This window comes from Glutamicibacter sp. 363, assembly GCF_052379505.1.
In the GTDB taxonomy this organism is placed as follows: domain Bacteria; phylum Actinomycetota; class Actinomycetes; order Actinomycetales; family Micrococcaceae; genus Glutamicibacter.
In genome coordinates this window covers 1-23,010 of record NZ_JBQSYR010000036.1, presented here as the reverse complement: position 1 = coordinate 23,010, position 23,010 = coordinate 1, and the positions used below count along the sequence as shown (strand labels likewise).

Below are 23,010 nucleotides of genomic sequence, written 5' to 3'. Positions count from 1 at the left end.
ATTTTTAGGCCTTCTTTCGTGAGGGGTTAAGCCGAATTTTGAGAGCGGAGAAGGCTAGGACGGCGATGGCCGAAACCATTGAGATCACCGCTGCGACGAGAAAGGCTTGGGCGGTGTCCCCTTCCCGAGTGAACAGCTCCGCGATGAGTGGTGAGGCGAATTGCCCCAGGAACATGGCGGAAATTAACGCTCCGATTGCTCGCGCCCGATTCGCAGATGAGGTGTTCACCGAGATCCACGAATTGAGGTTGGGCATGACGAGACCGACGCCGAGGGCCGAGATCGTCAGTCCTACCAACACTTGGGTGACGGCCGCGGAGGTTGCAACCGTTGTCATCCCGGCCGCCATTAGTACCGTGCTGAGCAACGCGACGTTACGGAATCCCAAGCGGGACACCCAGCGGTAGCTCAAGCTGGCCAGAGCCTGTATAAGTACCATCCAACCGATGACGAGGCCCGTGGTAGAAGCATCACTGCCCATCTGGCCGAGAAGGAAAGGTAGCTGGGTTGGTACGACATAGAAGACAACCTGGATCGCAAATGCTAGGACTACGATTCCTGAAATGAGGCCAGTGGTATTACGGCTCGGAGTCATTTGAATCTCAGCGTCAGCTTTCGCCACAGAAGGAGGATCAACGACTTTCCAAGCGACAAGGATTGCTACTGGCAGTGACAGGAGGTAGACCGCGAATGATGCATTCCAGCTAATGTTCGCAAGTGCACCGCCCAGGGACAGGAACACCGCGCCGCCGAGCCCGCTGGCCGCGGCCTGAAAACCGAACATTCTGGCCCGTCGCTCTCCAGCAAACCATTCGGAGATCAAGGCGGTTGAGGAGGTCATAGCACCAGCTACTGCGACACCGAGAATCGCCCGGGAAACCATGAGCGCCGACAAATCATCGATCCACAAACCTGCAGATCCTGCGACCGCATAGAGTATGACAGAGACCTTGAGCACGAGGGACCGACTAAACCGGTCGTTGAGCCAGCCCAGAACTGGGGCGGAGAGGGCTATCGACAGTGCAGTGATGGTGACCACGAGTTTTACCAGGAAGCCGGAATTCTCGACTTCGGAGAAATGGTCGGCCATCTTCGGCAGCGAAGGAGAGATCGTTGCTCCCGCCATGACAGTGAGCATGCTCGCTGCGATAAGTGCAACGGAACCCCCGACACGGGGCCTCTGGTATGTGGGAACGGTTTCGAGCTGGTTGCGTTCAGTCATAATTTGATGTTAGAACTTAAACAAAGGTTGAAGTCAACTGTGAGGTTTCAAGGAACATGACGACAAAATTAATGACTGTTTCGGCGCTGGCCCAAGCTAGCAAGGTGAACGCATCAGCCGTGCGCTTTTACGACAAACACGGCTTGATCGTCGGTGAGCGAACCTCCGGGAATCAACGCCGCTTCAGTGAGGAAGATGCTTGCCGTATCAAAGTAATTCGAGTGGCGCAACGGGTGGGCCTGTCCGTCAGCGAAATTTCTGAGCTGTTGAATGACCTTCCTTCAGAGCCCTCGTCGTCGGACTGGTCCGTCGTAGGTGCCAAGCTCCAAGCAGCCGGACAGGAACGGATTGATCAACTCAACCAGGCGCTGGCAGAGCTAACCGGCCCCGTGCAACTTTGCGATGTCTTCACACCTCCTCAACCGTAGCCCCGTTCTTACCTCATGGGGTTCTGTTAGAAACTGTGGTTGGTCGCCTAGTGGCCCTGGAACCCCTGTTTTGCCTCGCATAGCCACGAGGGCGGCCTACTGACGGCCAATTAAAACGCACAAATCCGTGTGAGACATAGTGAACGGATTCCGTCCGTGCCAAGTGGGATGTAGGCAAACCTGCGGCGCACTTCGACGACCCAGCCGGCCCGGCGTTGGCTATAACTGCCGGTAGAAACGTGCCGTTCTCCCCGTTCGGACGGTCCTGACCCAGATTTTTCATGAACCCTTGAGCTGCTGGTGTCTCGCGCTCTGAAGTGCAGTCGAATGGGGTCCGGCGTTTTTAGGTATTCCAATATGCCCTGCTGTAACTGAGTGGGCTCCGGTTTCTATGACTTCCGAGACGGCCAGCGCTCTGATGGTCGCTGGCTGGTCCACGACGACCAGGACGGTGCCTTTGGCGCTGAGATTTTCGTAGACTGCGGTGAGTTTGGCTTCGTCATTGGGCAGGGTCTTGTTCCAGATTTTGGTGCCGTCTTGGGTGACGGCGCAGGCCCAGTGGTCTGTTTTGCCTACGTCGAGGCCGAGGAAAATATCGACATCCGTGGTGATCATGGCTAGTGCTCCTTTGAACTACTTTGTGTTCAAGGTCGACCAACCGTCGGTAGCAAAGTCTTACATCCACGTTACGACAGGCGTCCTGTTTTGGCGCCGCGCCCCTAATCAGTAATTACCCTGCTGCCACCCCAATCTCGGTGGCAACACCCCCGGACTATTGGACAAGCAGGGGCAGGACACCATGCCGAGATTGGTCGGCCGACAGTCCCTATGATCCTCTTTTAGGGGCTGTCAACAACGTAACGGAGGCGGGGGAGCTGGACACTATGCGATGACAGGGAATGTCTGGACCTTGCGGCAGAAGTGCGAATTTTTCGCTCATGTTCTTGGACTAGAAGCTGACCTTGAACGACGCATGAGGGCTTAGAAATATGTGATGCTGGGTTTGTTTGTTTCGTATAGATCTATTGGCAGCGTACTTTAGCTAGCATTTGGCGACGGCTTTGCAGTGTTAATGAACCGGTCAGGTGAGAGTGAATTAAGCGCAGTGTCGAGCATGACAAGATCAAAGTCGGTGATATTGTCAACCGGATAATCACCCAAAAGGTGGTCTTTGATTTGTTGCCTCTTCTGAAGCCCCATCTGGGTAAGCTCAACGATAACCGATCGCCTGTCGCTCGGACTTTGCTTTCGCTGGATTAGTTGGAGTGACTCAAGGCGATCTGCCAGACCGGTCATTGTGGACCTGTTGCATCCGATGAATGATGCTAAGTCTGAGAGTTTCATCGGGTGTCGGAGCTCCCACACTGCGGAACACATTTGTTGGGAAAGGCCAACCTGCTCGAAACCATCACGACTTATTCTTTCGAAAACAGCGTTGTTTTCGGCTAGTAGGATCTTCACCCTACAAATAAGTTCAGCTTTTCCCTCTTCGTTCAATAGGGAGCTAGGCAAATCCATGTTCCAGATCCTACCGCTAAGTCATTTCTGACAACTGTTCATCGGTTCATCGATTATACACTTTTGAGTGCCTCTAGTGCGATATCATGCCATCTTTTGCCATGAACTCGGGGATTTTTGCATGGTCTGTAACCGCTAGGCCTGTCGGTTCGTCATAAATCTAATTTCTGTTATCGTAATTTATGGATGATCCATCTTGGGAGGATACTGGTAGCTTCTCGTATCTGTTAGAAACTCCACGAATCATTGTGCTGACCCGCTAAGGACACCCTGTGAATACGACACGCGATTCCATAGAGGAACAACTTGGAGAGTCGGCAGGACGATACTTCGGCTTGGGATTTTCAACGGTTACCCATGCACTCAAAACAGAGTCGTATTCTCGCGATTCGCTTACCGCACTCGTGAGCGTTGGGTACCCATCCAGCTGGTCAGTTAAAAATGGGGTCACCAGGACCGCTCACCTCACCTCCATCGATGCGATCGCATTAGGGATGCGGCTTGCCTTCAAGCTTGTCACCCATGCATTCGCGATTTCAACCGCGGACATGCCATACCTATGGGCCAGCGGTTGTCGACTTTCACCTGGCCCCACGCCCCAATATAATCTCTCTCAATTCGAAGCTAACGTACGGATTATCGACCTAGATAGCGCGCTAGCAGCCGGACTTGTGACCGTGTCTTGCCGATTGGGTAGCTTTCAAGTCACTATCGACGTAGTTTTGGGGTCAGGGCCACCGCAGAGCCAAATGGTTCGGGGAATATATGCTGAGCAAGCAGACCTGCCTTACTACACCGACGGTTATAAGGAAGTTTTCCGTCATCTAGGTCAGGTCGAGAGCGTAAATGGGAGTTTTCAAGCCATGGCTCAGCTTGGGCAAATAGGCGTCGATGGAAGAACCGGATGCGAATCTGGTCTGACCTTTATTGATGCCGGTATTTTTTGCGCTCAGGTAGCTCAGGTTGCGATGTATGCTCAAGACGGGTTGAGCCGCACAGAGACGGGCAACACTTGGCTACGTGCCGCCACCTTTCGGCAAACAGGCGAAGCAAGAGGGCACAGATTCGAAGGGACTTGCGAAGTGACGTTGACGCGGACGAAACTTTTAGAGCGGTCACTTCGAATGTGGCGCTGTTCTGAATTCTTAGGGCGTATCGGCGACATTGAAGTCAATTTCTCCTTGGCCCATGAAATCTCAGCCGAGAGAGAGAATGCATGAGGATTGCAGTTTCAGGAACATATGGGGCTGGCAAGACCACGTTCGCAGCGGCGCTCTCCCAGAGGGTTGGGATTCCTCAAACTTCAGCTCGGGGTATGCGAGAGTTACTGCCATTGCTCAAATCCGCTAAACGCCTCGAGGATTGCACCCCCACAGAGCTCATCCAGCTCGGAGTGAGGAGGTTTGCGGAGCGAATCACGAATGAGCAAAGATTGAATGACCAGTTCATTTCTGATGGCTCTTCGCTTCACGAATGGGCGTACGGTGAAGGTCGAGGGAAGTATGGAATGACCCCTGGACAGGATCTGGGCGGCGTTGGCCGCGAGGAGATCAAATTTTTCACCGAAACCATGGCCCAGCTGGGGATGGTCTTCAAGGAGCATGCGAAGAAGTCGTATGACGTGTTCATCCACCTCCCGATCGAATTCCCCTTGCCTAAGGATGGGCACCGCCCGGTGAGCGAAGGATTCCGTAGCCATTGTAATTTCCTCCTCTTGCAGGCCATGAACGACCTTTCCATCCCTTACATAGTTGCATCTGGTTCGCTGAAACAACGCTTGGACTCAGCGTGCGCACAACTTAGTCTGGAGAAACTAACATGACACCTCGTCCCAGAACGATCCCAGATGGCAACGCCGAGAACGTCGCGGAGTCATTTGCACGTCCTTCTATCGGAATTATTGGGTCTGGCCCTATCGGCCGAGGAATCCATAGACTGCTCACGCGCGCCGGCTACCGAGCCGTTTTCAGTTCACGTCAGGACCTACGGTCCCCCGCCGGCGCCGACATGGGGCCCTCCGACCTAGCCAGTTTTGCAGATGCTAGTCAATTCGACGTCATCATCCTTTCCATTCAGCACGATGCATCGAACGTAGTTGTCGAGCAGTACGAGGAAAATCTGCGTGGAAAGATCGTGATCGATACGATGAATTCATTTGTCATTGATAGCGAGATGCGGATTCAAACCGGTGTGGTAGGACGGACAGAAGGTCGACGGTTGCAGTCCCTCTTGCCAGATTCGTTCGTTGTGCGTGCCTTCAGTCACGTACAGCACGAATTGCTGGTGAGCCGGGCTGAAACACAACCAGGCCTGTGGGCGATGGCCGTCTCAGGTGACGATCAAAAGTCTGTTCATTTCACTATGGATTTAGTCAGAGATTGTGGATACTTCCCCGTCGATATTGGCCCGCTTGATCGTTCCGGTCCTCTGGATCCTGGGGGCGCGCTTTTTCCTAATATGTGGCTCCCTGGAGATATGCAGGACCGCGTTGATGCGGCCGCACATCGCGGGAACATCGATGCACCTTTGGGGACTAAAGAGTAAGTAGTGCATACGTGCTACCAGGATAACCGGCGTCATTGCGACGAACTTTTATGCCTGTCAAGCGTTGTTTAGAGTCACGCCCTGTGGGCTGAAGATACGGTATATCCTTCTGGCGAGCTAGCGCGTGATGCTCTGTGGGCTTTCCCTGGCCATTCGGTCGCCCGCTTGAACATGTTTGAAGGCTTCCTCGTGCTGGGCTATCCGCGAGATTGCAACCATGTGCAGCGCCTTGTTCAGGAACCTGTTGCGCGCTAGCTGAGTCGATAGAGGTGGGCCTTCTCCGACACCGACGAGGCCGGAACCGGGATCTCCCCGACGAGGAAGACGTATGCCGAGCTATCCGTATTCACTCTCCTACTAGGGCCACACGGTCCGGCATGTGGTGGTCGCGACGGCGCCGAAGCCCTTCGCCCCAGGGGATGGCGTTAGCGCGCTAACCTTGATCCTGTTGGCGATCTATTCGTTGCTAGCGGTTAGTCGCTTGTCGATCTCCTCCATCCATGTTGCTGGCCGGGCCGCCTCCGCAACGGGACACCACGAGCGCCAAGTCCTCGTCCCGCGCATGTTGCTGGGACCCATCGACATTATGTAGAGCCGGCCAGGGCCTAGTGAGCATACATGCGAAGCGCTTTGAAACGTACCAGCGCGGGGTCAGCGCTTTTGCGGACTGGAGGCGCTCATCGCTCGGTGACTCACGTTCCACCAGTAGGCCTCTCCCTGGTGTGCGGCCATTTTACTCAGCTGTGGATGTCGCAATTAATTTATCTCTAGGGGTGCGTCCTTGGTGCTCGGCTGTGAACAGTGTCAATGGAAGCCCTAAAGAGACTGCGACGATGGTTGTGGGCAATCAGCCTGGCACGACCCGTAAAACAACTGGCTTCTGCAGGGGTGTCTTTGTTTGGGCTAGTCCGAAGCTGATGGCCCGCGCCAAGCACGTTGCTCAGCCGGATTGAATTTATTAGGATCCTTCTCCAGATGTCCCATCGCTGTTCTGCCTGAGCAACAAGACGACACGAGTCCGTCCTGTTGCTTTACTGGTTTCAGAGGAGCTGCATTCATCATGGCAAACGAGCGAGTCAATGTCATCGTCGGCATCGGCGCCCTTGCCGATGCCCGTCACGTAACTTTAGTTACCGATTACGGAAAACGGCTTGGGGACCGCAAGTTCTTGACCATCGTATATGGCTAGTTTGCCCGCATCGGTGCCGGAGGGCCCATGGATGGACTCAGGAATTGAGCGCTAAGTGCACCCCGGAAGACTAACCATATGCTTCAGATGTAACGATGATGGTTTTCCCGATCTGCTCTAGATAGGGCGCACCTATTCACCTCTAGGGTGGCCAGCTGATCTTCAAGCAGACTGCAAATGAAGTTTGCGAATACATATGGGTAATATTTCTGATGATTATGAACTATCTCAGGAACGTTTGTTATTGAATCTAATCCATCCATCGTGGGCGCTGAAGTAAATTACCCGGTCAAGTATTGCGGAAACAGCCCTGAATCTGCCCGAAGTGAACGGTACAGAAGTTTTTTGGCTCAATATTTAGTTGCGTCTTGCGCGTTTTCAATAAAGTTCATATGCTGTGTCTAAGTGAATGATTTTTGATCTGCCGAACCTGGCAGTATCTGTCGTAAGCAGATGAATAACTTGACTCATGTCGACATTTCTTTGCTCCGGAGAAAACAACGTAGACATAGCAAAGGAGCGCACCCCTTGGACGCTGATGTAATCATTGTGGGCGCAGGCCCGGCGGGACTCCTCCTGGCAGGGGAACTCCGGCTCGCGGGAACAACCGCGATCACGCTGGAGAAAAGAGGTAAACCCTCAGGGGAATCGCGAGGCTTGGGGTTTACGGCTCGCACGATGGAAATTTTCCGACAACGTGACATACTGAAACGCTTTGGCGAGGTAACGCTCAGTGAGCGTGGTCATTTTGGCGGAATACCGATCGACTTTTCCGTCTTGGACGGGGCCGAGATGGCTGCAAAAAGTGTTCCGCAGTCCCACACCGAGCGCGTTCTCGAAGATTGGGCGCTGGAACTGGGGTCCGAAATTCGACGCGGTCACGAGGTCACGGGCTTCACTGAATTCGCTAACCACGTTGAAGTCTCGGTGTCCGGCCCTCAGGGGGCATACAAGCTTCAAGCCAGTTACCTCGTTGGAGCGGACGGGGGAAGAAGCACTATTCGCAAACTCGGATCTTTCCCTTTTCCAGGGACAGAATCAACGATGGAAATGTTCCTCGCCGATGTCCAGGGCCTCGATCTTGAACCGAGGATGATTGGAGAGATACTCCCCGGCGGAATGGTCATGGTCGGCCATCTGCCTAACGACGTCACGAGGCTGATCGTTTGCGAACGTCGCGGAACCCCGCCCAAGCGCACAGTTCCGCTTGAGTTTCAAGAAGTATCTCAGGCCTGGAAGCGGCTAACTGGTGTCGATATTTCCCACGGAAAACCCATCTGGGTTAGCGCCTTCGGGAACGCCACGCGCCTTGTTGACATGTATAGCAAGGGTAGGGTCTTCCTGACAGGAGACAGCGCACACATTCACCTTCCAGCGGGCGGTCAAGGCATGAACGTAAGCCTGCAGGACGCCATGAACCTGGGCTGGAAACTGGCAGCCGTCTGTAGCGGTAAAGCACCACTGACCCTTTTGGAGAGTTACAACTCCGAGAGGCGTCCGGTTGGTGAACGCCTGATGCTCAACACACAGGCTCAGGGACTTTTATTTCTGAGCGGCCCGGAAATCCAACCCTTGCGGGAGCTGATCAGGGAACTAACTGAGCAGGAATCTGTCAGCACTTTCCTGGCCGGAATGGTCAGTGGCATCGATATCGCCTATGACATGGGTGGAGGTTCGCATCCTCTCTTAGGTCGTCGCTTACAAAATATCAGCATTGAGGCCGAAAAGAAGATCATATCGTCTGCTGACGCGCTATCAGGTGGGCGCGGTCTGCTGCTTGATTTCCAAGACAATTCCGAGTTGCGTAAACGTGCAATCGGATGGGCAGACCGGGTCGACACAATAACTGGCCCCATCCACGAGCTCTCTGAGAGATCTGAACTCGTGGGAGCCGCAGGCGTGCTGGTTCGGCCCGATGGACACATTGCTTGGGTCGCTCCCGGTAGCTACCTGGACTTATCCGGCGCGTTGAGACGCTGGTTCGGCGAGCCACGCTAGATCTAAATACGAAAATAAGGAGCAGCAATTGCCAACAAATCTCATCGTTGCCAGGATGGCCCCGGAGTCTTCAGGGGCAGTAGCGAAGATCTTCGAGAAATTTGACCAAAGTGACATGCCTGAACAAATGGGGACTAAAAGACGCCAGCTGTTCCACTACAAGGGGTTGTACTTTCACTTGCAGGAATTCGAGGAGGATGGGTCCGCCCGGATTGAAACCGCTAAGACTGACCCTCGGTTCATTCAAATCAGTTCCGATCTAAAGCCATTTATCGGGGCCTTCGATCCGGCCACTTGGAAATCTCCCGCTGACGCGATGGCAACCCCCTTCTACAACTGGGAGGGCTCCGCATGAGCGCGTCAAGAGTCGCAATCACGGGTATTGGAGTGATAGCACCTGGCGCGAACGACGCACCAGCATTCTGGGATTTGATTAGCGCGGGCAAGACTTCAACGCGGAATATCACGGCATTTGATGCTTCGCAGTTTCGATCAAGGATCGCAGCTGAAATTGACTTTGACCCCTATGCTTCGGGACTCACTGCCCAAGAGGTGCGTAGGATGGACCGTTCCGCCCAATTGGCAGTTGTCGCCGCCAGAGAATCGATCGCTGACAGCGGACTAGATATGAATCTCCTTGACCCATACAGGGTGGGAGTGACAGTCGGTACCGCAGTCGGCGCAACAACGAGCCTTGATGAAGAATTTAGGGTTGTCAGCGACGACGGGAGTCAGGACTTTTTCAATCACCGTTACGCGATTCCTAATCTGTTCAACCACATGATTCCAAGTTCCATTGCGGCTGAAGTCGCTTGGATTGTGGGGGCTCAAGGGCCAGTCGCCGTTGTTTCTAACGGTTGTACTTCGGGAATCGACTCTGTGGGGCATGCATTGGACATATTGCGCGAGGGGCGCGCCGACGTCATGATCGCTGGAGCAACAGATGCGCCGATTTCCCCAATTACGGTAGCTTGCTTTGACGCTATCAAGGCAACGTCCACCTACAACGATTCCCCGGCACAGGCTTCCCGCCCCTTCGACGCCAGTAGAAACGGATTCGTGTTGGGGGAGGGGTCTGCCATCTTCGTACTTGAGCCCTTGGATAGGGCAGTCGCGCGCGGGGCAAAAGTATATGCAGAGATTAGCGGTTACGGCTCCCGGTCGAATGCCTTTCACATGACGGGACTGCGCCCGGACGGAAACGAATTAGCTGTTGCAATTAGTGCAGCGCTAGACATGGCACGCGTCGATGGACGGGACGTTGATTACGTCAACGCGCACGGTTCAGGCACGAAACAGAACGACCGGCATGAAACGGCAGCGGTAAAGAAAACCCTAGGATCGACCGCATATGAGACGCCAGTCAGCTCGATCAAGTCTATGATTGGGCACTCGTTAGGGGCCATCGGATCCATTGAAATTGCGGCATCTGTCCTAGCTATGAAGCACAATATCGTCCCGCCCACAGCAAATCTGCACGATCCAGACCCTGAATGCGACCTCGACTACGTGCCAAACACCGCACGAGAAGTTGAGATCAACACAGTACTCACAGTTGGTAGCGGCTTTGGCGGATTCCAATCCGCGATGGTCCTCACGACACCAGGAAAGAAGTAGGCATGTCGCTATCACCGGTAGTCACAGGACTGGGAATAATCGCCCCTAACGGTTTTGGCGTAGAGGAATTCTGGGAGGCTACTTGCGCCGGGAGAGGCTCGATCAAGAGAATCACCAAATTTGACCCGTCACCTTATCCTTCCAGTTTGGCCGGAGAAGTCACTTCGTTCAACGGTTCCGATCACTTGCCGAAACGGCTAATCCCGCAAACTGACAGGTCGACCCAGATGGCTCTCGTCGCCACTGATATGGCGATCGAGGATGCCGAGATCTCACTTTCAGACGTGCCGCCATTCGAGATGAGCGTCGTGACGGCGGCTTCCTCGGGTGGGTTTGAGTTCGGGGAACGCGAGCTCAAGAACCTATGGTCCAAAGGCAGCAATCATGTTAGCGCTTACCAGTCATTCGCTTGGTTCTACGCGGTCAACAGCGGGCAAATTTCTATTCGCCACGGGATCATGGGACCCAATAGCGTCATCGTCAGTGATCAGGCGGGTGGCTTAGACGCTCTTGCAATGGCTGCACGCCAGATCGATAAAGGCATCAAATTGGTCGTAACCGGTGGAATGGACGGGTCGATTTGTCCATGGGGTTGGGTGGCTCTCACCACCAATGAGGATCTCTCAAAGAGCCATTCTGAAGACGAGGCCTTCGTACCATTCGATGAAAACGCAACCGGCTATGTGCCGGGCGAAGGCGGCGCGATCCTGATTCTAGAAGACTCGGACCAGGCGGCCCTACGAGGAGCGAGAGTGTACGGTGCAATTTCCGGGTACGGCGCATCGTTCGACAAGAAGGCACTTCACCCCTCGGGAGACGCGCTCCGGTATGCCATGGCCTCCGCTTTGGCTGAAGCCGACCTCGCGCCTGAATCCATCGGTGTTGTCTTTGCAGACGGATCCGGAACTCTAAACGGGGACCAAGCTGAGGCTCAGGCGATCAATGATGTCTTCGGAATCGGAAAAGTTCCGGTGACCGTTCCGAAGACTATGACCGGACGACTTAACTCTGGCGCTGGTTCGCTCGACATAGCGTGCGCGCTGCTTTCCATCCGTGACTCGTTGATTCCACCGACGATCAACGTGTGGCATAAGAACTCCTACGGGCTAGACCTCGTCACGCGTCAGAGTCGACACAAGACCATCAAGCACGCAATGGTCATTTCAAGGGGATCCTTCGGTTTTAACTCAGTAACGATTGTGTCCGCGCCTTAACTGCTGATCCAGACCTTTGCTGCACTATCAAACAATAGAAAGGCGAGCCACCATGGTTCCCACCACCATCACCATTGAATCTCTCGTAGATATCCTCAGCCAGAGTGCGGGAGAACCTGAGGGGATTGACCCGAATACAAACATTTCCGATCTCAGTTTCGATTCGCTCGGCTACGAGTCTCTGGCTCTGCTGGAAACCATCGGCCAAATTGAACGAACCTATGGGGTGAAGCTGCCTGATTCGATCCTGATTGACGCTTTGACACCCCAATCCTTGCTGGACGCGACACTCGCAGCAATGGGACCGAATAACTAGCGAAGCGATGCCCCAACGCACACGTACCGACTCAAATAATTAGGAGAAATCATGCCCAGCACAAAACAGAGGGTGGCTGTAGTTACAGGAGCGACCAGCGGTATCGGTCAGCAAATCGCTGCTATCTTGGCGTCAAAGAATCATCGAGTATTCATAGGAGCACGTACAGCGGAAGCTGTCGCCGAAACCGTGCAAACTTTCCGCTCGGAGGGTCTCGATGTTCAGGGATCCATTCTGGATGTCAGATCAGATGAGTCCATCCGCGATTTTGTAGACCAAGCAGTGAACACGTTTGGTCCTATCGACGTCCTAGTCAACAACGCAGGACGGAGCGGGGGTGGCGTCACCGCCGACATCGCTGATGAACTCTGGGACGACGTGATGGACACTAACCTGAACAGTGTCTTCCGCATGACGCGCGCCGTGCTTACATCTGGCGGTATGCGCAACCTAGAGCGCGGTCGGATCATCAACATCGCATCGACAGCCGGCAAACAAGGCGTTGTCCTCGGGGCACCTTACTCCGCTTCGAAGCACGGTGTTATTGGGTTCACGAAAGCACTCGGAAATGAACTCGCATCGACAGGGATTACGGTGAACGCCGTTTGTCCTGGATACGTTGAAACCCCGATGGCGAAGCGTGTGCGCGAAGGATATTCGTCTGCTTACAACTTGACGGAAGGTGAAATTATGACGAAGTTCACTTCAAAGATTCCACTGGGCCGCTACTCAACACCTGAGGAAGTCGCGTCTCTTGTCGAGTATCTCTCGACTGACAGTGCGGCGTCGATCACCTCGCAAGCAATCAATGTCTGCGGTGGGCTCGGCAACTACTAGGCAGTCATCGTCGGAATTCATAAGCGTACGGCGAATAGCGCAACCCAAAATCTCAAAACAAAAAATCTGGAGCATAAATGTCCACTCCCACGTTGAAAAAAGTTGAACATTCGATTGAAATCGCAACGGACGCGTCTCGCATCTTCGAGGCTCTCCGCGATGTGGCGAACTGGCCATCCTTATTCAAACCGACCGTTCACGCGGAGTTCCTAGAGCGCAAGGAAACCGATGAAGTGATCCGTCTTTGGGCGACAGCAAACGGTCAACTTAAGACATGGACATCCCACAGGACGATCAACCGGGCGAACCGTGAGATCACGTTTGAGCAGCAAGTCTCGACCGCGCCGGTAGCAGCAATGATTGGTACATGGAAGATCGACGAGCTGGGTTCGGGGCGGGCGTTAGTTCGGCTATTGCACGAATATCGCGCGATAGACGACGACGAGGATTCATTGGCGTGGATCGACGAAGCCGTTGATCGGAATTCCCGATCTGAGTTGGCGTCACTCAAAGTCACGATGGAGAACATTTCTTCGATAGGCGCGCTCACTTTCAGTTTTGAAGACTCGGATTTTGCGACGGGTTCGCTCGCGAAGGCATACGAATTCATTAACGAGGGGGAGAAATGGGCTGACCGTCTTCCTCATGTCCAGAAGGTGATCTTCTCCGAGCCGGAACCCGGTCTTCAGAGCATCGAAATGACCACAACTGCAACTGACGGTACTGAACACACGACTCGGTCGTTTCGGGTTGCTTCTTTGAATGACAGCATCCACTACAAACAAGTAGATCTTCCCCCTCTGCTGACGATGCATACAGGGACGTGGATGTTCTCCGCGAGCGACGAGGGCGTTCGGATGACATCTCGGCACACCGTGAGAGTCCGAGAAGCAAACATCACAAAGTTTCTCGGCTCCGAGGCGACTGTCGAAGATGCCAAAAACTATTTGCGGAACGCCCTGGGCGCCAATAGCAGGGCGACACTAAGACTAGCCAAGGATTTCGTGGAGTCAGAGAGTGACTGAAATAGCTGATAACCAGCCCGTGGACTTCGACGTCATCGTTGTCGGCGCCGGACCCACGGGGATGCTCTTGGCGGCAGAGCTCTCCTTACAGAAGATTAGCGTTTTGGTTGTCGACAGCTTGCCCAAGCCAAGCGAGACTTCTCGCGCTTCGACATTGTTTGCGAGAGCAATGGAAATCCTGAGTACTGTGGGCGTGCTTGACAAAATGGAAGCGCTCAAAAGGAAACAACACGGGCATTTCGCTGGCATAACGGTTGACCTTACATCTGGCAGCGAGTTCGATGGTTCATGGAATCTACCTCAGGCTGCGATTACTGCAACTCTGTATCAGCGGAACCTTGAACTTGGGACTACATTCGCCTTTGGCAGCGAAGTCATCGAAGTGACGCAGTCCGCGAAGAGTGTGGTGACCACCTTGGATGGATCACAAGGTGTTTCTACGATAAAAACGCGCTTCTTGGTCGGGTGTGATGGTGCCACAAGTGACATTGCTGGATTCGGTGCCTTCGAGTTTCACGGATACTCGGGCACCGCAAGGATCCTGCGGGCAGATGTTGAAGGGATCGATATTCCCGATCGCTCCTTTCAACGAACTTCACGAGGACTCTCAGTTGCATCTCGTCAAGCGAGCGGTGAGACCCGGGTAATGACCCATGAATATTCGACGGCAGCCTTTGAGGATGCGCCAGACAGCTCGCTTGTTGCCACCTGGCAGCGCGTCACCGGAGAAGATCTCAGTGCTGGCGCAATCGTTCGAGAAGAACGACTTGACGCAACTTGCAGAGTTGCAAAAAACTTTAGAGACGGCCGCCTGATATTGGCGGGTGATGCAGCGCATCCACTTCTACCAATCGGAGGTCAGCCCCTGAATCTTGGCATTCAGGACGCCTTCAATCTCGGATGGAAGCTCGCGCAGGTGGTCAAAGGACGCTCGTTCGGCAGCATACTCGACACCTATTCGACCGAACGCGGGGGAGCAGCCCAAGAAGCCCTGATCGATACTATGGCACAGTACAAAATTATTTTTGGGGACGCTTCATTCGACTACCTCCGCGCATCTATTGGCGGTCTACTCGAATATGAGAACGTCCAGACACACTTTGCCAAACGGATTTCTGGGCTTGGCCACCGGTACCCGGTCGGCACCGATTCACATCCTTTGATTGGATGCAGAATCTCACCGGACGATCTGGTAATTGTTCCGGATGGGACGCTTCAATCAATCCAGAAGACTCGTTCTGGAATCCTCATAGTAGATGTATCCGAAGGCTCTCATTCTAACGACATCAATGGGTTAGTTGATTCCTGGCAAGGGCAAGTGATCCGTGTCAAGGCACGGATCAGAGCCCGCGCCAGGCACTCTGAGGCCGGCGCAATCTTACTGCGGCCGGATGGATATATCGCATGGGCTGGGACTCAGCCGTACGAAGGGCTTGCCGAAGCTCTAACCGACTGGTTCGGTCCAGCACAAACCAAAGCTCACAACTAATTATTATGGAGTTGCAAAAATGGAAAAACTCGCAAATAAAACAGCACTGGTAACAGGTGCCAGTCGTGGAATCGGTAAGGGAATTGCCTCACGGCTAGCTGCGGATGGCGCATTGGTAGCTGTCCACTATTCTTCTGATCGAAGCGCGGCAACGGCTGTGGTTTCCGACATAGAACGGGCCGGGGGGCGGGCATTTCCAGTTCAGGCAAACTTTGACGAAGCAGGCTCAATTCACAGCCTCTTTTTACAAGTCGACGAGGGTCTCAGAGAACGAATCGGCTCCGTATCCCTCGACATCGTGGTCAACGCGGCCGGGGTCATGGGAGGAAAGAACGTCGAGGACACGCGACCGGACGACTTTGACAATCTATTCCGAGTCAATAGTAAGGCGCCATTTTTCGTTATTCAGAGGGCGCTGTCCAACATTTCGGACGGTGGCCGGATCGTCAATATCACCTCGGGACTGACGCGTTTCGCGAATCCAGACGAAATCGCCTACGCGATGTCAAAGGGAGCCTTGGAGCAGCTAACGTTGCACCTTGCGAAACATTTGGCACCGCGAGGTATCACGGTGAATAGCGTGGCCCCCGGAATTACCAACAATGGAAGTCCCGTTTTCGAGAATCCGGAAGCCGTCGCGTTCATGTCAACCCTCTCCGCATTTGGTCGAGTCGGCACGCCGGCGGATGTTGCGGACGTTGTGGCGTTCATGGTCTCACCAGATGCTCGTTGGGTTACAGGGGCTTTCGTGGATGCAACTGGTGGCACTCTGCTCGGTTAGCGGACATTGCGGAAGTCGACTATGCGACAAAATAACAACGGGAGGACAGAAGTCCTCCAGGATCTATTAGTCCTGCCCTCAGGAAAGTGGACGTTTCGTGCCCATTTGTTGGTGATGGTTCTTTCGGGCAACATTTTGATCGATTCTCTCGAAGTATCGGTCGGCATTCTGTCGTTACCAGCCATTAGTGATTCGTTTCAGACTCCGCTGTCGACCGCGCAATGGGTCGTGACCGGGTTCGCCCTAGGGTTCGCCAGTTTCCTCCTACTGGGAACCCGTGCGGTCGCTAAATACGGCTCCAAGCCGGTCTACTCGACATTCCTGCTAATTTTTGCAGTTGCAACGGTCGTTGGTGCAGCCGCGCAGACTCCGGAGGTTCTCATTGCAACGAGAATGCTAAAAGGTGCCTGTGCGGCCTTTACTGCGCCGACCGGAATGTCAATAATTGCCGAAACTTTCAAGCGGAAAAACGATCGATATAAAGCAACGCTCATATATTCCTTAGTTGCCGGATGCGGTTTCACCGCAGGGTTGTTGTCCATAGGAATTTTAGGAAACATATCCTGGCGTTTGGCATTTCTTGTACCCGCTCCAGTGGTCGTCGTGCTCTTGGGCATCGGGTTATTCGTGATCCCTAGTCGTACGTCCGAGCTACGTCCGGAATCAAGGCTGAGGGGGATAGCGGTTACTTCGGTTATTTTCGCACTCGGGCTGGTCTTGATGGTGTTGACCTTGGTAAATCCAGTAAGCGTGGGACGACAGTCAAGCACTCTCTGCTTAGTTTTTGCTCTGACGGCCACCTGTATCCTCCTTCTGATTCGGTTGTCTAAACACGCGAGAAACTCGTCCAGAATTTTAGGGAATCATCAGTTCATCTGGACAGCACTATGTGCATTTACTTTCAACGGGGCATTCTTAGGGTTCCTCATTGTTCTTGGTTTATATTTTCAGTCCGGCCTCGGCTTAGGTCTTATTGAAACCGCGCTTCGAATTTTGCCGGTTACCGCGCCTATGGTGGCGATCACCCTTGTTTCCAATAGTCTTCAAAAGTGGCTGGGGAATATTCGTCTCATTATGATAGGAACTGGGCTTGCGGTGGCTGGGTACCTGTACTTGCTCGTTCTCGGATTATCAGACAACTATTGGATCACGATGTTTCCTAGCTTTTGTTTGATCGGGCTGGGATTTATGTGTGCCTTTGCGGCCTTCCACGCTCAGGCAGTGTCCACGGTAGGAGCCTCTGATTGGGCCACGGCCAACGGCCTTTATCAAACTGGGGTCCAAACCTCTGCCACAATTTGTTCTGCCATTGTGGTGGCCCTGCTTCATGCTCCTGTCGGAGAGATGGCTGACGGCATCGGTGACCAACTCGCATGGGGCACAGGGCTCCTCGGTGCCGTTGCAATCGGAATTCTCTCGATGGGAGCATCCATCGCGGGTGCAGTGTCAAGTCAAAGACTAATGGCATCGAAAATATGATGGATCAGATTTCGCGGCGTATTCTATGGGAGCAGCCCGGGCTCCAAGTGTGGGAGGTTACGATTGAAGACGACGAAGCCGTTCTTCTGGACGCGGCAAACTCACTCTTCGATAAAACAGATCTTGACCGGGTCGGCTCCTACTGTTCGAGTCAGGCGCGTAAGAATTTCATCGGCACCCGGATCGCGCTCCGACAAGTGGCTGCTCAAATAATGGCGGTTGATCCAGCCTCGTTCACTATCTATCGTTCGCAGTGCAGCAATTGCAACGGTCGGCATGGACGCCCGGAATTTTCCAAACCTGGGGAACCTCATTTTTCACTTTCACACAGTGAGAATGGGGCTCTAATCGCCTTCTCAGAGTCTGCCATTGGCGTGGACATCCAAAAGATGCAACCTCTTGATCGCTTTCGGGAGGCTCGGAAACGGCTACATCCGGACGAGCGGCGGGAGCTTGACGCGGTGGCACCGCAAAGTCAATCGGCGGCGTTTGCTCAACTCTGGACTCGAAAGGAATCGTATTTGAAAGCGATTGGTTCTGGGTTGTGCCGATCGGCAGCGCAAGACTACGTAGGTTATCGATTCCTTAACGATCCTGATTCGTGGAGCATTCATGATCTCGCCGTCGGGGATAATTACCGCGCCGCGGTGACATTTGCCCGGTCGCTCAAATACTGACTTCCTACTAGCAATGTACAACAAACTGCCGCCCCGTTTATGGGCAAGAAGGGCGTTACAGTGAGAACAATTTCGCCGATTACCTTCACGATTGGATCAGCAGTGCTGTCCGGGATCCATGCTCGAGGTTCCTCCGGGGTGCCGCGAGCAACAATACTCGCTCTTCACGGTGCGGGTATGTCCTCCGACTACTTCGCCGCTGAACCCGAAAGTGGCCAATCATTCATGCAGATGGCAGTGTCCCGAGGCTTCAATGTTCTAGCTCTTGATCGTCCCGGATACGGGGAATCGGAACGACACTTCCCAGACGGATTGAATGCGAGAGAACAATCGGAGGTGGTCTCTCTGGTCATCGCTGACTATTCAAGCCGTTTCGACATTGGTGCCGGGATCCTAATATTTGCGCATTCTTTTGGTGGCATGGTGGCTCTTGAATCGGCTGCTTCAAAGCACGGTCTCATGCCTCTTGCCCTTGAAATTTCTGGTCTCGGATATGAACCAACCCAACAAGCGATTGAATTTCGATCAGATCCGCGGTTGTGGCCATTCGGGTGGGGTCCGGCGTCGCTATACTCGGGGGCGATGCTTCGTGCAGCTCAGAGATTCCTGCGTACGACACCGAAAAATGAGAAGAGCGCTGTTCAGGTCTGGCATCAGCTACTCCCGTCTCTGGCCGCTCGGGTCACCAGCCCCATCCGGATGACCTTTGCCGAGCACGAAAATTGGTGGCAACGCCATCCTGCGGCGCTCGACAGGCTTCGTCGGCTATTTCGATCGAACAATTTGACGATAGAGACGCTCAATGGGGCCGGCCATAACATTGGGCTGGGAATTACCTCAAGCGCTTACCACCGTGTGGTCCTGGCGTTCTTCGAGAGAGTGACCACCAGCGCAGAATAGCGCTACCCTAACGACGACTTCAGCCTTTCTGGTTTGGGCTTTCGCCCGGCTACAACCTATCTACCATGGAGAAGTAATCAAACAATGTACACCCCTTCACCCGAAAGATTGTGCTCGGACTTAGCAAATACTTTCCACTCGTCCATATATTTTTCACCGCACCTCGCTGAGTTACTTCCTAGTGCTCTCCGCGAGAACCCCATGGACGTCTATCTGGCAGGTCGACTGAGTCCAGCGGGGATTGTGAGTGGGAATGGCGCCTCGTCATTGTTGTACAGTTTCTCGGCGGCAATGCTCAATCGGCGTGTGCCCCTAGTCTGGGATGCGATTTCTCCGGCAGCCGCGATCGAGGCCCGATTCGTGGCGATCGATAGGACGCTCACAGAATATCTTCCTGCTGACCTCATTAGTGGTGAGAGCATGGTCCTAGCTGCATCACTCGCGAGGAAGGCCGCTGATGCCTGCGCAGCGGAAGGCCGCCCGATGTTCGGTGCCCTCAAAAATATAGAGTACCCGGAGCCGGCTTATCTGGCACTATGGCACGCATGTACGCTCCTGCGGGAATACCGGGGCGACGGTCACATTGATGTGCTTAGGGAACACGGCTTATCAGGCATCCAATCGTTGGTCTTCCATTCGAGTACTCCGATGGGGATGCCGATGGAAGTCGTCAGAGAAAAGCGAGGATGGTCGGTCAAAGATTGGACAGATGCTGCACAGTCGCTGGCTAGCCTAGGGCTGCTCAACGGGGCCGGCCAGATCACCGATAAAGGTCTCGCATTGCATTGGTCCATTGAAAGTGAAACCGATACCGGGAGCCGGCAACCATTCGAATCTCTAGGCATAACCGATACGCGGGCCCTATCGGATTTAATGCAGCCAATGGTTAGAGCGATGGTCTCGAACGGACTTTTCCCTACTGCTCTACTTAACGTGTTTGTAACGAGCGAAAATTCGGAGCAGCCCAGTCCATAACTCGAATCCACCCATTCGTCGCTGGATAATTTCGGGAGAAGCGCAGAACATCTGATCTATCGAAAAGTTTGCACCGTATCCGAAAGTATCAACTGCAGTTATTTTCGGATACTTCGACCATCTTCTGTGGAAAATACGCCGGAAGTTTGCAGCCCTTGCCCGCTTCTGGCCTACGGGTGAGGTGATATAGAAGAGATCGCTCTCTACAGTTGGTGCTCTAAGGGTACCAGCGTGCAACAACCCACGTGCGGTTTAGATGTGCTGCAACACTTTTATGTAACGCCCTGCGTTGGAGGGGCGTCAACGCTCCTTGCCGGCTCCTGGGGCCGGTTATTTTGTGGGCTGGATCAGGCAGTATGGATCATTGATGAACTCCGGGCACGGATTGCCTGGAACTAAGCGGGGCCTTGGCTGCCAGATGATTTTGTTAAAGGAGGAAGAGCGGGAGATGAAATCTTCGAAGCAGCCGGTCTGGGCTGTGATTGCAGCAGCGTTGTTTGTTCTGTTGGCTCTAGGGGCGGTGGTCCTGCTACTTCTTGGGCTTGTGGACGTGGTCAAGACATTAGACGCTCCCAAAGCGGCAATCTTTGTTTCTCTTGTCGGCATCTTGGGTATTTTTATTACCCAATCGTTGACCGGGTACTGGAACCGGAAGCTAGAAAAAGAGCGCGCCCAGCTGGCCCGCCGTACCGACGTGTATGAAAGTCTCGTTCGCTCACTGACTGGCATGCTGACAGCTAAGGGTGACACAGAGAAAAGGGACGAATACTTCCAAAAGATGCTCGATTTTAGCCCGCAGGTGATCGTGTGGGGATCGGGCCCTGTCCTGAACGCCTGGAATCATTTCCGATACAGGCTTATGAGCGTTAGCGAGGAACCGTTTCGGGAAAACGAGTTCCCCAAAATCACAGCTGACCTTCTCAAAGCAATTAGAGAGGACCTAGGCCACAAGGACCGAAACAAGGTTTTCGACTCAGATCTTCTGCGCCCGTTTATCAACGATGCAGAGCCTGGCCAGAACTACTCCATAACGCCTACGGAGTGAATCAGGCGTGAGGGGTCGCGGGTGCAATTCATCTTGCGTTCCGGTGATGCGCGAGCGAAGTCCATTGGGTACCTCTACGTTTAGACCATTTCGGATGGTGCCGTAAAATGGTGCCGTAAAAAAGGGGAACAGTGTTGAGCTGTTCTGCTTGGTGTTGGGGGCGGGCCTTGTGGGGTCCGTCCTCAGTGTTTTAACTGCAGTAGCCCGTTTGCTACGCGTGGTGCTCATGTTTCGGTGCTCATGCGCCTTTCTAAGTAGCTTCAACCAATAAAAGGGGGCACTTTGCCACCGCGTACAGACCCGGAATCACGGGGCTTCTGGTTGGTGTTTCTCCGCCTGGTTGGTGGGGGACATACCATCGCTGGTTCACCTGCAGCAGGATTCCTGGTCGCTAGGACTTGGTCGCGCTAGCCAGAAGTAATCCAGCCAGGGCATCACCCAACCCGTGCACCCTTCAACCAAAGAGGAGGTCTGGCAACCCAGAAGACTGGTCTTGCTCCGTGATCGCGGTATGTCGCATGCTGGTGCGAGCATCTTATTGCCTCGGCAAAGCCAGACCTGCTCCAGTGCTGCAGGCGCCTGCACAACGGGCTGAAGTGGCCTACTTTAGGAGCTTTAATGGCCTACTCTCAGAAGCCGAAACACACCGTGGCTGGTTCGCAGCCGGAACTACGCCAGGGTTGTGCTGCCACGTGATGGTATGTCTCCTCCTTTGGCGCGAACACCGTATCGCCCACGCCCTGTCGTGGGACCTCTGTGGGGTGATGCTTTATTGGCGTGTGGGTGTTGAGTGCTTGTTTGTGTGTGCGTGTGTTCGTGGGTGTGGCTAAGGCCGGAAGCTGGTGGGCTTCCGGCCTTAGCTGCTGGGGGTGGGGGTTAGGAGCGGCAGTTGACGATGCGTGGATTGACTAGTGGCGGGATGTCGATTTGGAGGCATCGTCCGTCGGCTGAGGCGTTGGAGGCAGTGGCGGAGATGATGCCTACCGCTGCGGCCGAGGCTGCGGCGAGGGCTGCGCCGACGACGGGGGCGCCGGGGCCGAACATTGCTGCGATGCCTGCGCTTCCGGTGAGGAGGCCGGCGATGATGACGCCTTCGTCGCGCATGTTTTTGGTTTCGGCACGGCTGTAGGTTAGGCGTCCGTAGAAGCCTTTCCATTCGGCTTCGGGGTCAAGGATCACTGGGTAGGTGGTGTCCTTGGTGGGGTTGATGGTTTGGGTGAGAGTGTTGCCTTTGAGGGTGAACTTGGTGGGGACTTTTTTGCCGTTGGCGTCGATGGCCCAAGGCGTTTTGATTTCGCCGAAGCTTGCTTCAGCTTCTACTCCGGGGCGTGAGTTTCCTAGTTGGGGGTCCAGGACAAACTGCACGCTGCCGTCTTTGTCTAGCTGTGGGACGATTCCGTCGGAGTAGCCCAGGTCGAAGTTGTAGGATCGGTCGGCGTTGGCGTCAGGGACGGCAACGACTGCGCGAGCTGATAGTGAGGCGTTGGCGTCAGGGCCTTGTGTGCTGGTGGAGGACTGCATGGGTTCGGTGATGACTGCTGCGCCTGCGCTGCGACTTAACTGATCGCTCGGGCTACTGATGTCCGCATTCTGCGGCAAGCCCACGGTGAGCCAGGTGCCGTCAGGATGCTTCAATTCGATCTGCCCGGCGTCTTCACTTAACGCCGGAAGGCAGGCCATGAGACCCACCGCCACTCCGCTACCGCGACGCCGTCGTTTGCGCCTGCAGCTGGCCGGGCTGCAGGTGGTCATCGTC

The 23,010-nt window shown here is 54.2% G+C and carries 22 protein-coding genes and 1 pseudogene; 19 read left to right on the top strand and 4 right to left on the bottom strand.

All coding sequences use genetic code 11. The annotated features are described in order from the left end of the window. Positions 1-4: 4 nt before the first annotated feature. A complete protein-coding gene (locus tag ACT3UA_RS16995) occupies positions 5-1,222 on the bottom strand; it encodes an MFS transporter (protein WP_096286551.1) in 1,218 nt (405 codons plus the stop codon). 56 nt (positions 1,223-1,278) lie between these two features. Here ACT3UA_RS16995 and ACT3UA_RS16990 point away from each other — a divergent pair, with 56 nt between their 5' ends. Continuing rightward, positions 1,279-1,650, top strand: a complete 372-nt coding sequence (locus tag ACT3UA_RS16990) for a MerR family transcriptional regulator (RefSeq protein ID WP_096286553.1) — start codon at positions 1,279-1,281, stop codon at positions 1,648-1,650. 345 nt (positions 1,651-1,995) lie between these two features. Here ACT3UA_RS16990 and ACT3UA_RS16985 read toward each other — a convergent pair. Together ACT3UA_RS16985 and ACT3UA_RS16980 are read right to left on the bottom strand one after the other, a co-directional pair. Next, positions 1,996-2,265: pseudogene (locus tag ACT3UA_RS16985) on the bottom strand (IS110 family transposase); the annotation flags it as partial. Between the two features lie 423 nt (positions 2,266-2,688). Continuing rightward, the gene (locus ACT3UA_RS16980; protein ID WP_096286555.1) at positions 2,689-3,168 is read right to left on the bottom strand and encodes a MarR family winged helix-turn-helix transcriptional regulator; all 480 of its coding nucleotides are present in this window, start codon (positions 3,166-3,168) and stop codon (positions 2,689-2,691) included. Between the two features lie 272 nt (positions 3,169-3,440). On the opposite strand from ACT3UA_RS16980, the gene ACT3UA_RS16975 reads away from it, so the two are divergent. The 18 genes from ACT3UA_RS16975 (at position 3,441) to ACT3UA_RS16890 (ending at position 21,254) form a co-directional block, all read left to right on the top strand. Then, a complete protein-coding gene (locus ACT3UA_RS16975; protein ID WP_096286557.1) occupies positions 3,441-4,388 on the top strand; it encodes an AvrD family protein in 948 nt (315 codons plus the stop codon). Continuing rightward, the gene (locus ACT3UA_RS16970) at positions 4,385-4,990 is read left to right on the top strand and encodes an AAA family ATPase (RefSeq protein WP_096286559.1); all 606 of its coding nucleotides are present in this window, start codon (positions 4,385-4,387) and stop codon (positions 4,988-4,990) included. The genes ACT3UA_RS16975 and ACT3UA_RS16970 overlap by 4 nt, the downstream gene beginning before the upstream one ends. Next, complete coding sequence (locus tag ACT3UA_RS16965) at positions 4,987-5,712, top strand: NADPH-dependent F420 reductase (protein ID WP_096286561.1); 726 nt, start codon at positions 4,987-4,989, stop codon at positions 5,710-5,712. The genes ACT3UA_RS16970 and ACT3UA_RS16965 overlap by 4 nt, the downstream gene beginning before the upstream one ends. A gap of 1,060 nt (positions 5,713-6,772) precedes the next feature. After that, positions 6,773-6,901 carry a hypothetical protein gene (locus ACT3UA_RS16960; RefSeq protein WP_255248443.1) on the top strand — a complete coding sequence of 43 codons (129 nt, stop codon included), beginning with the start codon at positions 6,773-6,775 and terminating at the stop codon, positions 6,899-6,901. 528 nt (positions 6,902-7,429) lie between these two features. Further along, the gene (locus ACT3UA_RS16955; protein WP_443446670.1) at positions 7,430-8,899 is read left to right on the top strand and encodes an FAD-dependent monooxygenase; all 1,470 of its coding nucleotides are present in this window, start codon (positions 7,430-7,432) and stop codon (positions 8,897-8,899) included. Between the two features lie 28 nt (positions 8,900-8,927). Beyond that, positions 8,928-9,254: a TcmI family type II polyketide cyclase gene (locus ACT3UA_RS16950; RefSeq protein WP_096288717.1), complete on the top strand. Its 327-nt coding sequence runs from the start codon at positions 8,928-8,930 to the stop codon at positions 9,252-9,254. Beyond that, positions 9,251-10,516 (top strand): beta-ketoacyl-[acyl-carrier-protein] synthase family protein, encoded by a 1,266-nt coding sequence (locus ACT3UA_RS16945; protein ID WP_096288719.1) that lies wholly within the window; start codon positions 9,251-9,253, stop codon positions 10,514-10,516. Before ACT3UA_RS16950 ends, ACT3UA_RS16945 begins: the two co-directional genes overlap by 4 nt. Positions 10,517-10,518: 2 nt before the next feature. Further along, complete coding sequence (locus tag ACT3UA_RS16940) at positions 10,519-11,730, top strand: ketosynthase chain-length factor (RefSeq protein WP_096288721.1); 1,212 nt, start codon at positions 10,519-10,521, stop codon at positions 11,728-11,730. Positions 11,731-11,782: 52 nt separating this feature from the next. Continuing rightward, a complete protein-coding gene (locus tag ACT3UA_RS16935) occupies positions 11,783-12,046 on the top strand; it encodes an acyl carrier protein (protein ID WP_096288723.1) in 264 nt (87 codons plus the stop codon). Positions 12,047-12,097: 51 nt separating this feature from the next. Next, positions 12,098-12,883: a 3-oxoacyl-ACP reductase FabG gene (gene fabG / locus ACT3UA_RS16930; RefSeq protein ID WP_096288725.1), complete on the top strand. Its 786-nt coding sequence runs from the start codon at positions 12,098-12,100 to the stop codon at positions 12,881-12,883. Between the two features lie 77 nt (positions 12,884-12,960). Beyond that, positions 12,961-13,908 (top strand): aromatase/cyclase, encoded by a 948-nt coding sequence (locus tag ACT3UA_RS16925; RefSeq protein WP_096288727.1) that lies wholly within the window; start codon positions 12,961-12,963, stop codon positions 13,906-13,908. After that, positions 13,901-15,397, top strand: coding sequence for an FAD-dependent monooxygenase (locus tag ACT3UA_RS16920; protein WP_444617523.1), 1,497 nt, complete (start codon positions 13,901-13,903; stop codon positions 15,395-15,397). The genes ACT3UA_RS16925 and ACT3UA_RS16920 overlap by 8 nt, the downstream gene beginning before the upstream one ends. A 19-nt stretch (positions 15,398-15,416) precedes the next feature. After that, complete coding sequence (locus ACT3UA_RS16915) at positions 15,417-16,178, top strand: SDR family oxidoreductase (protein WP_096288731.1); 762 nt, start codon at positions 15,417-15,419, stop codon at positions 16,176-16,178. Between the two features lie 21 nt (positions 16,179-16,199). Next, the gene (locus ACT3UA_RS16910) at positions 16,200-17,657 is read left to right on the top strand and encodes an MFS transporter (RefSeq protein ID WP_096288733.1); all 1,458 of its coding nucleotides are present in this window, start codon (positions 16,200-16,202) and stop codon (positions 17,655-17,657) included. Further along, on the top strand, positions 17,654-18,334 hold the full coding sequence (locus ACT3UA_RS16905; RefSeq protein ID WP_444617520.1) for a 4'-phosphopantetheinyl transferase family protein: 681 nt from the start codon (positions 17,654-17,656) through the stop codon (positions 18,332-18,334). The genes ACT3UA_RS16910 and ACT3UA_RS16905 overlap by 4 nt, the downstream gene beginning before the upstream one ends. Before the next feature lie 39 nt (positions 18,335-18,373). Then, positions 18,374-19,234: an alpha/beta hydrolase gene (locus ACT3UA_RS16900; protein WP_096288735.1), complete on the top strand. Its 861-nt coding sequence runs from the start codon at positions 18,374-18,376 to the stop codon at positions 19,232-19,234. A gap of 84 nt (positions 19,235-19,318) precedes the next feature. Beyond that, the gene (locus tag ACT3UA_RS16895; protein WP_443446679.1) at positions 19,319-20,209 is read left to right on the top strand and encodes an SCO6745 family protein; all 891 of its coding nucleotides are present in this window, start codon (positions 19,319-19,321) and stop codon (positions 20,207-20,209) included. A 448-nt stretch (positions 20,210-20,657) separates the two neighbouring features. After that, positions 20,658-21,254, top strand: coding sequence for a hypothetical protein (locus tag ACT3UA_RS16890; RefSeq protein ID WP_141393607.1), 597 nt, complete (start codon positions 20,658-20,660; stop codon positions 21,252-21,254). A gap of 876 nt (positions 21,255-22,130) precedes the next feature. Here the strand turns inward: ACT3UA_RS16890 and ACT3UA_RS16885 are convergent. Next, positions 22,131-23,010: hypothetical protein (locus ACT3UA_RS16885; protein ID WP_444617517.1), on the bottom strand; the 880-nt coding region annotated here is incomplete at its 5' end.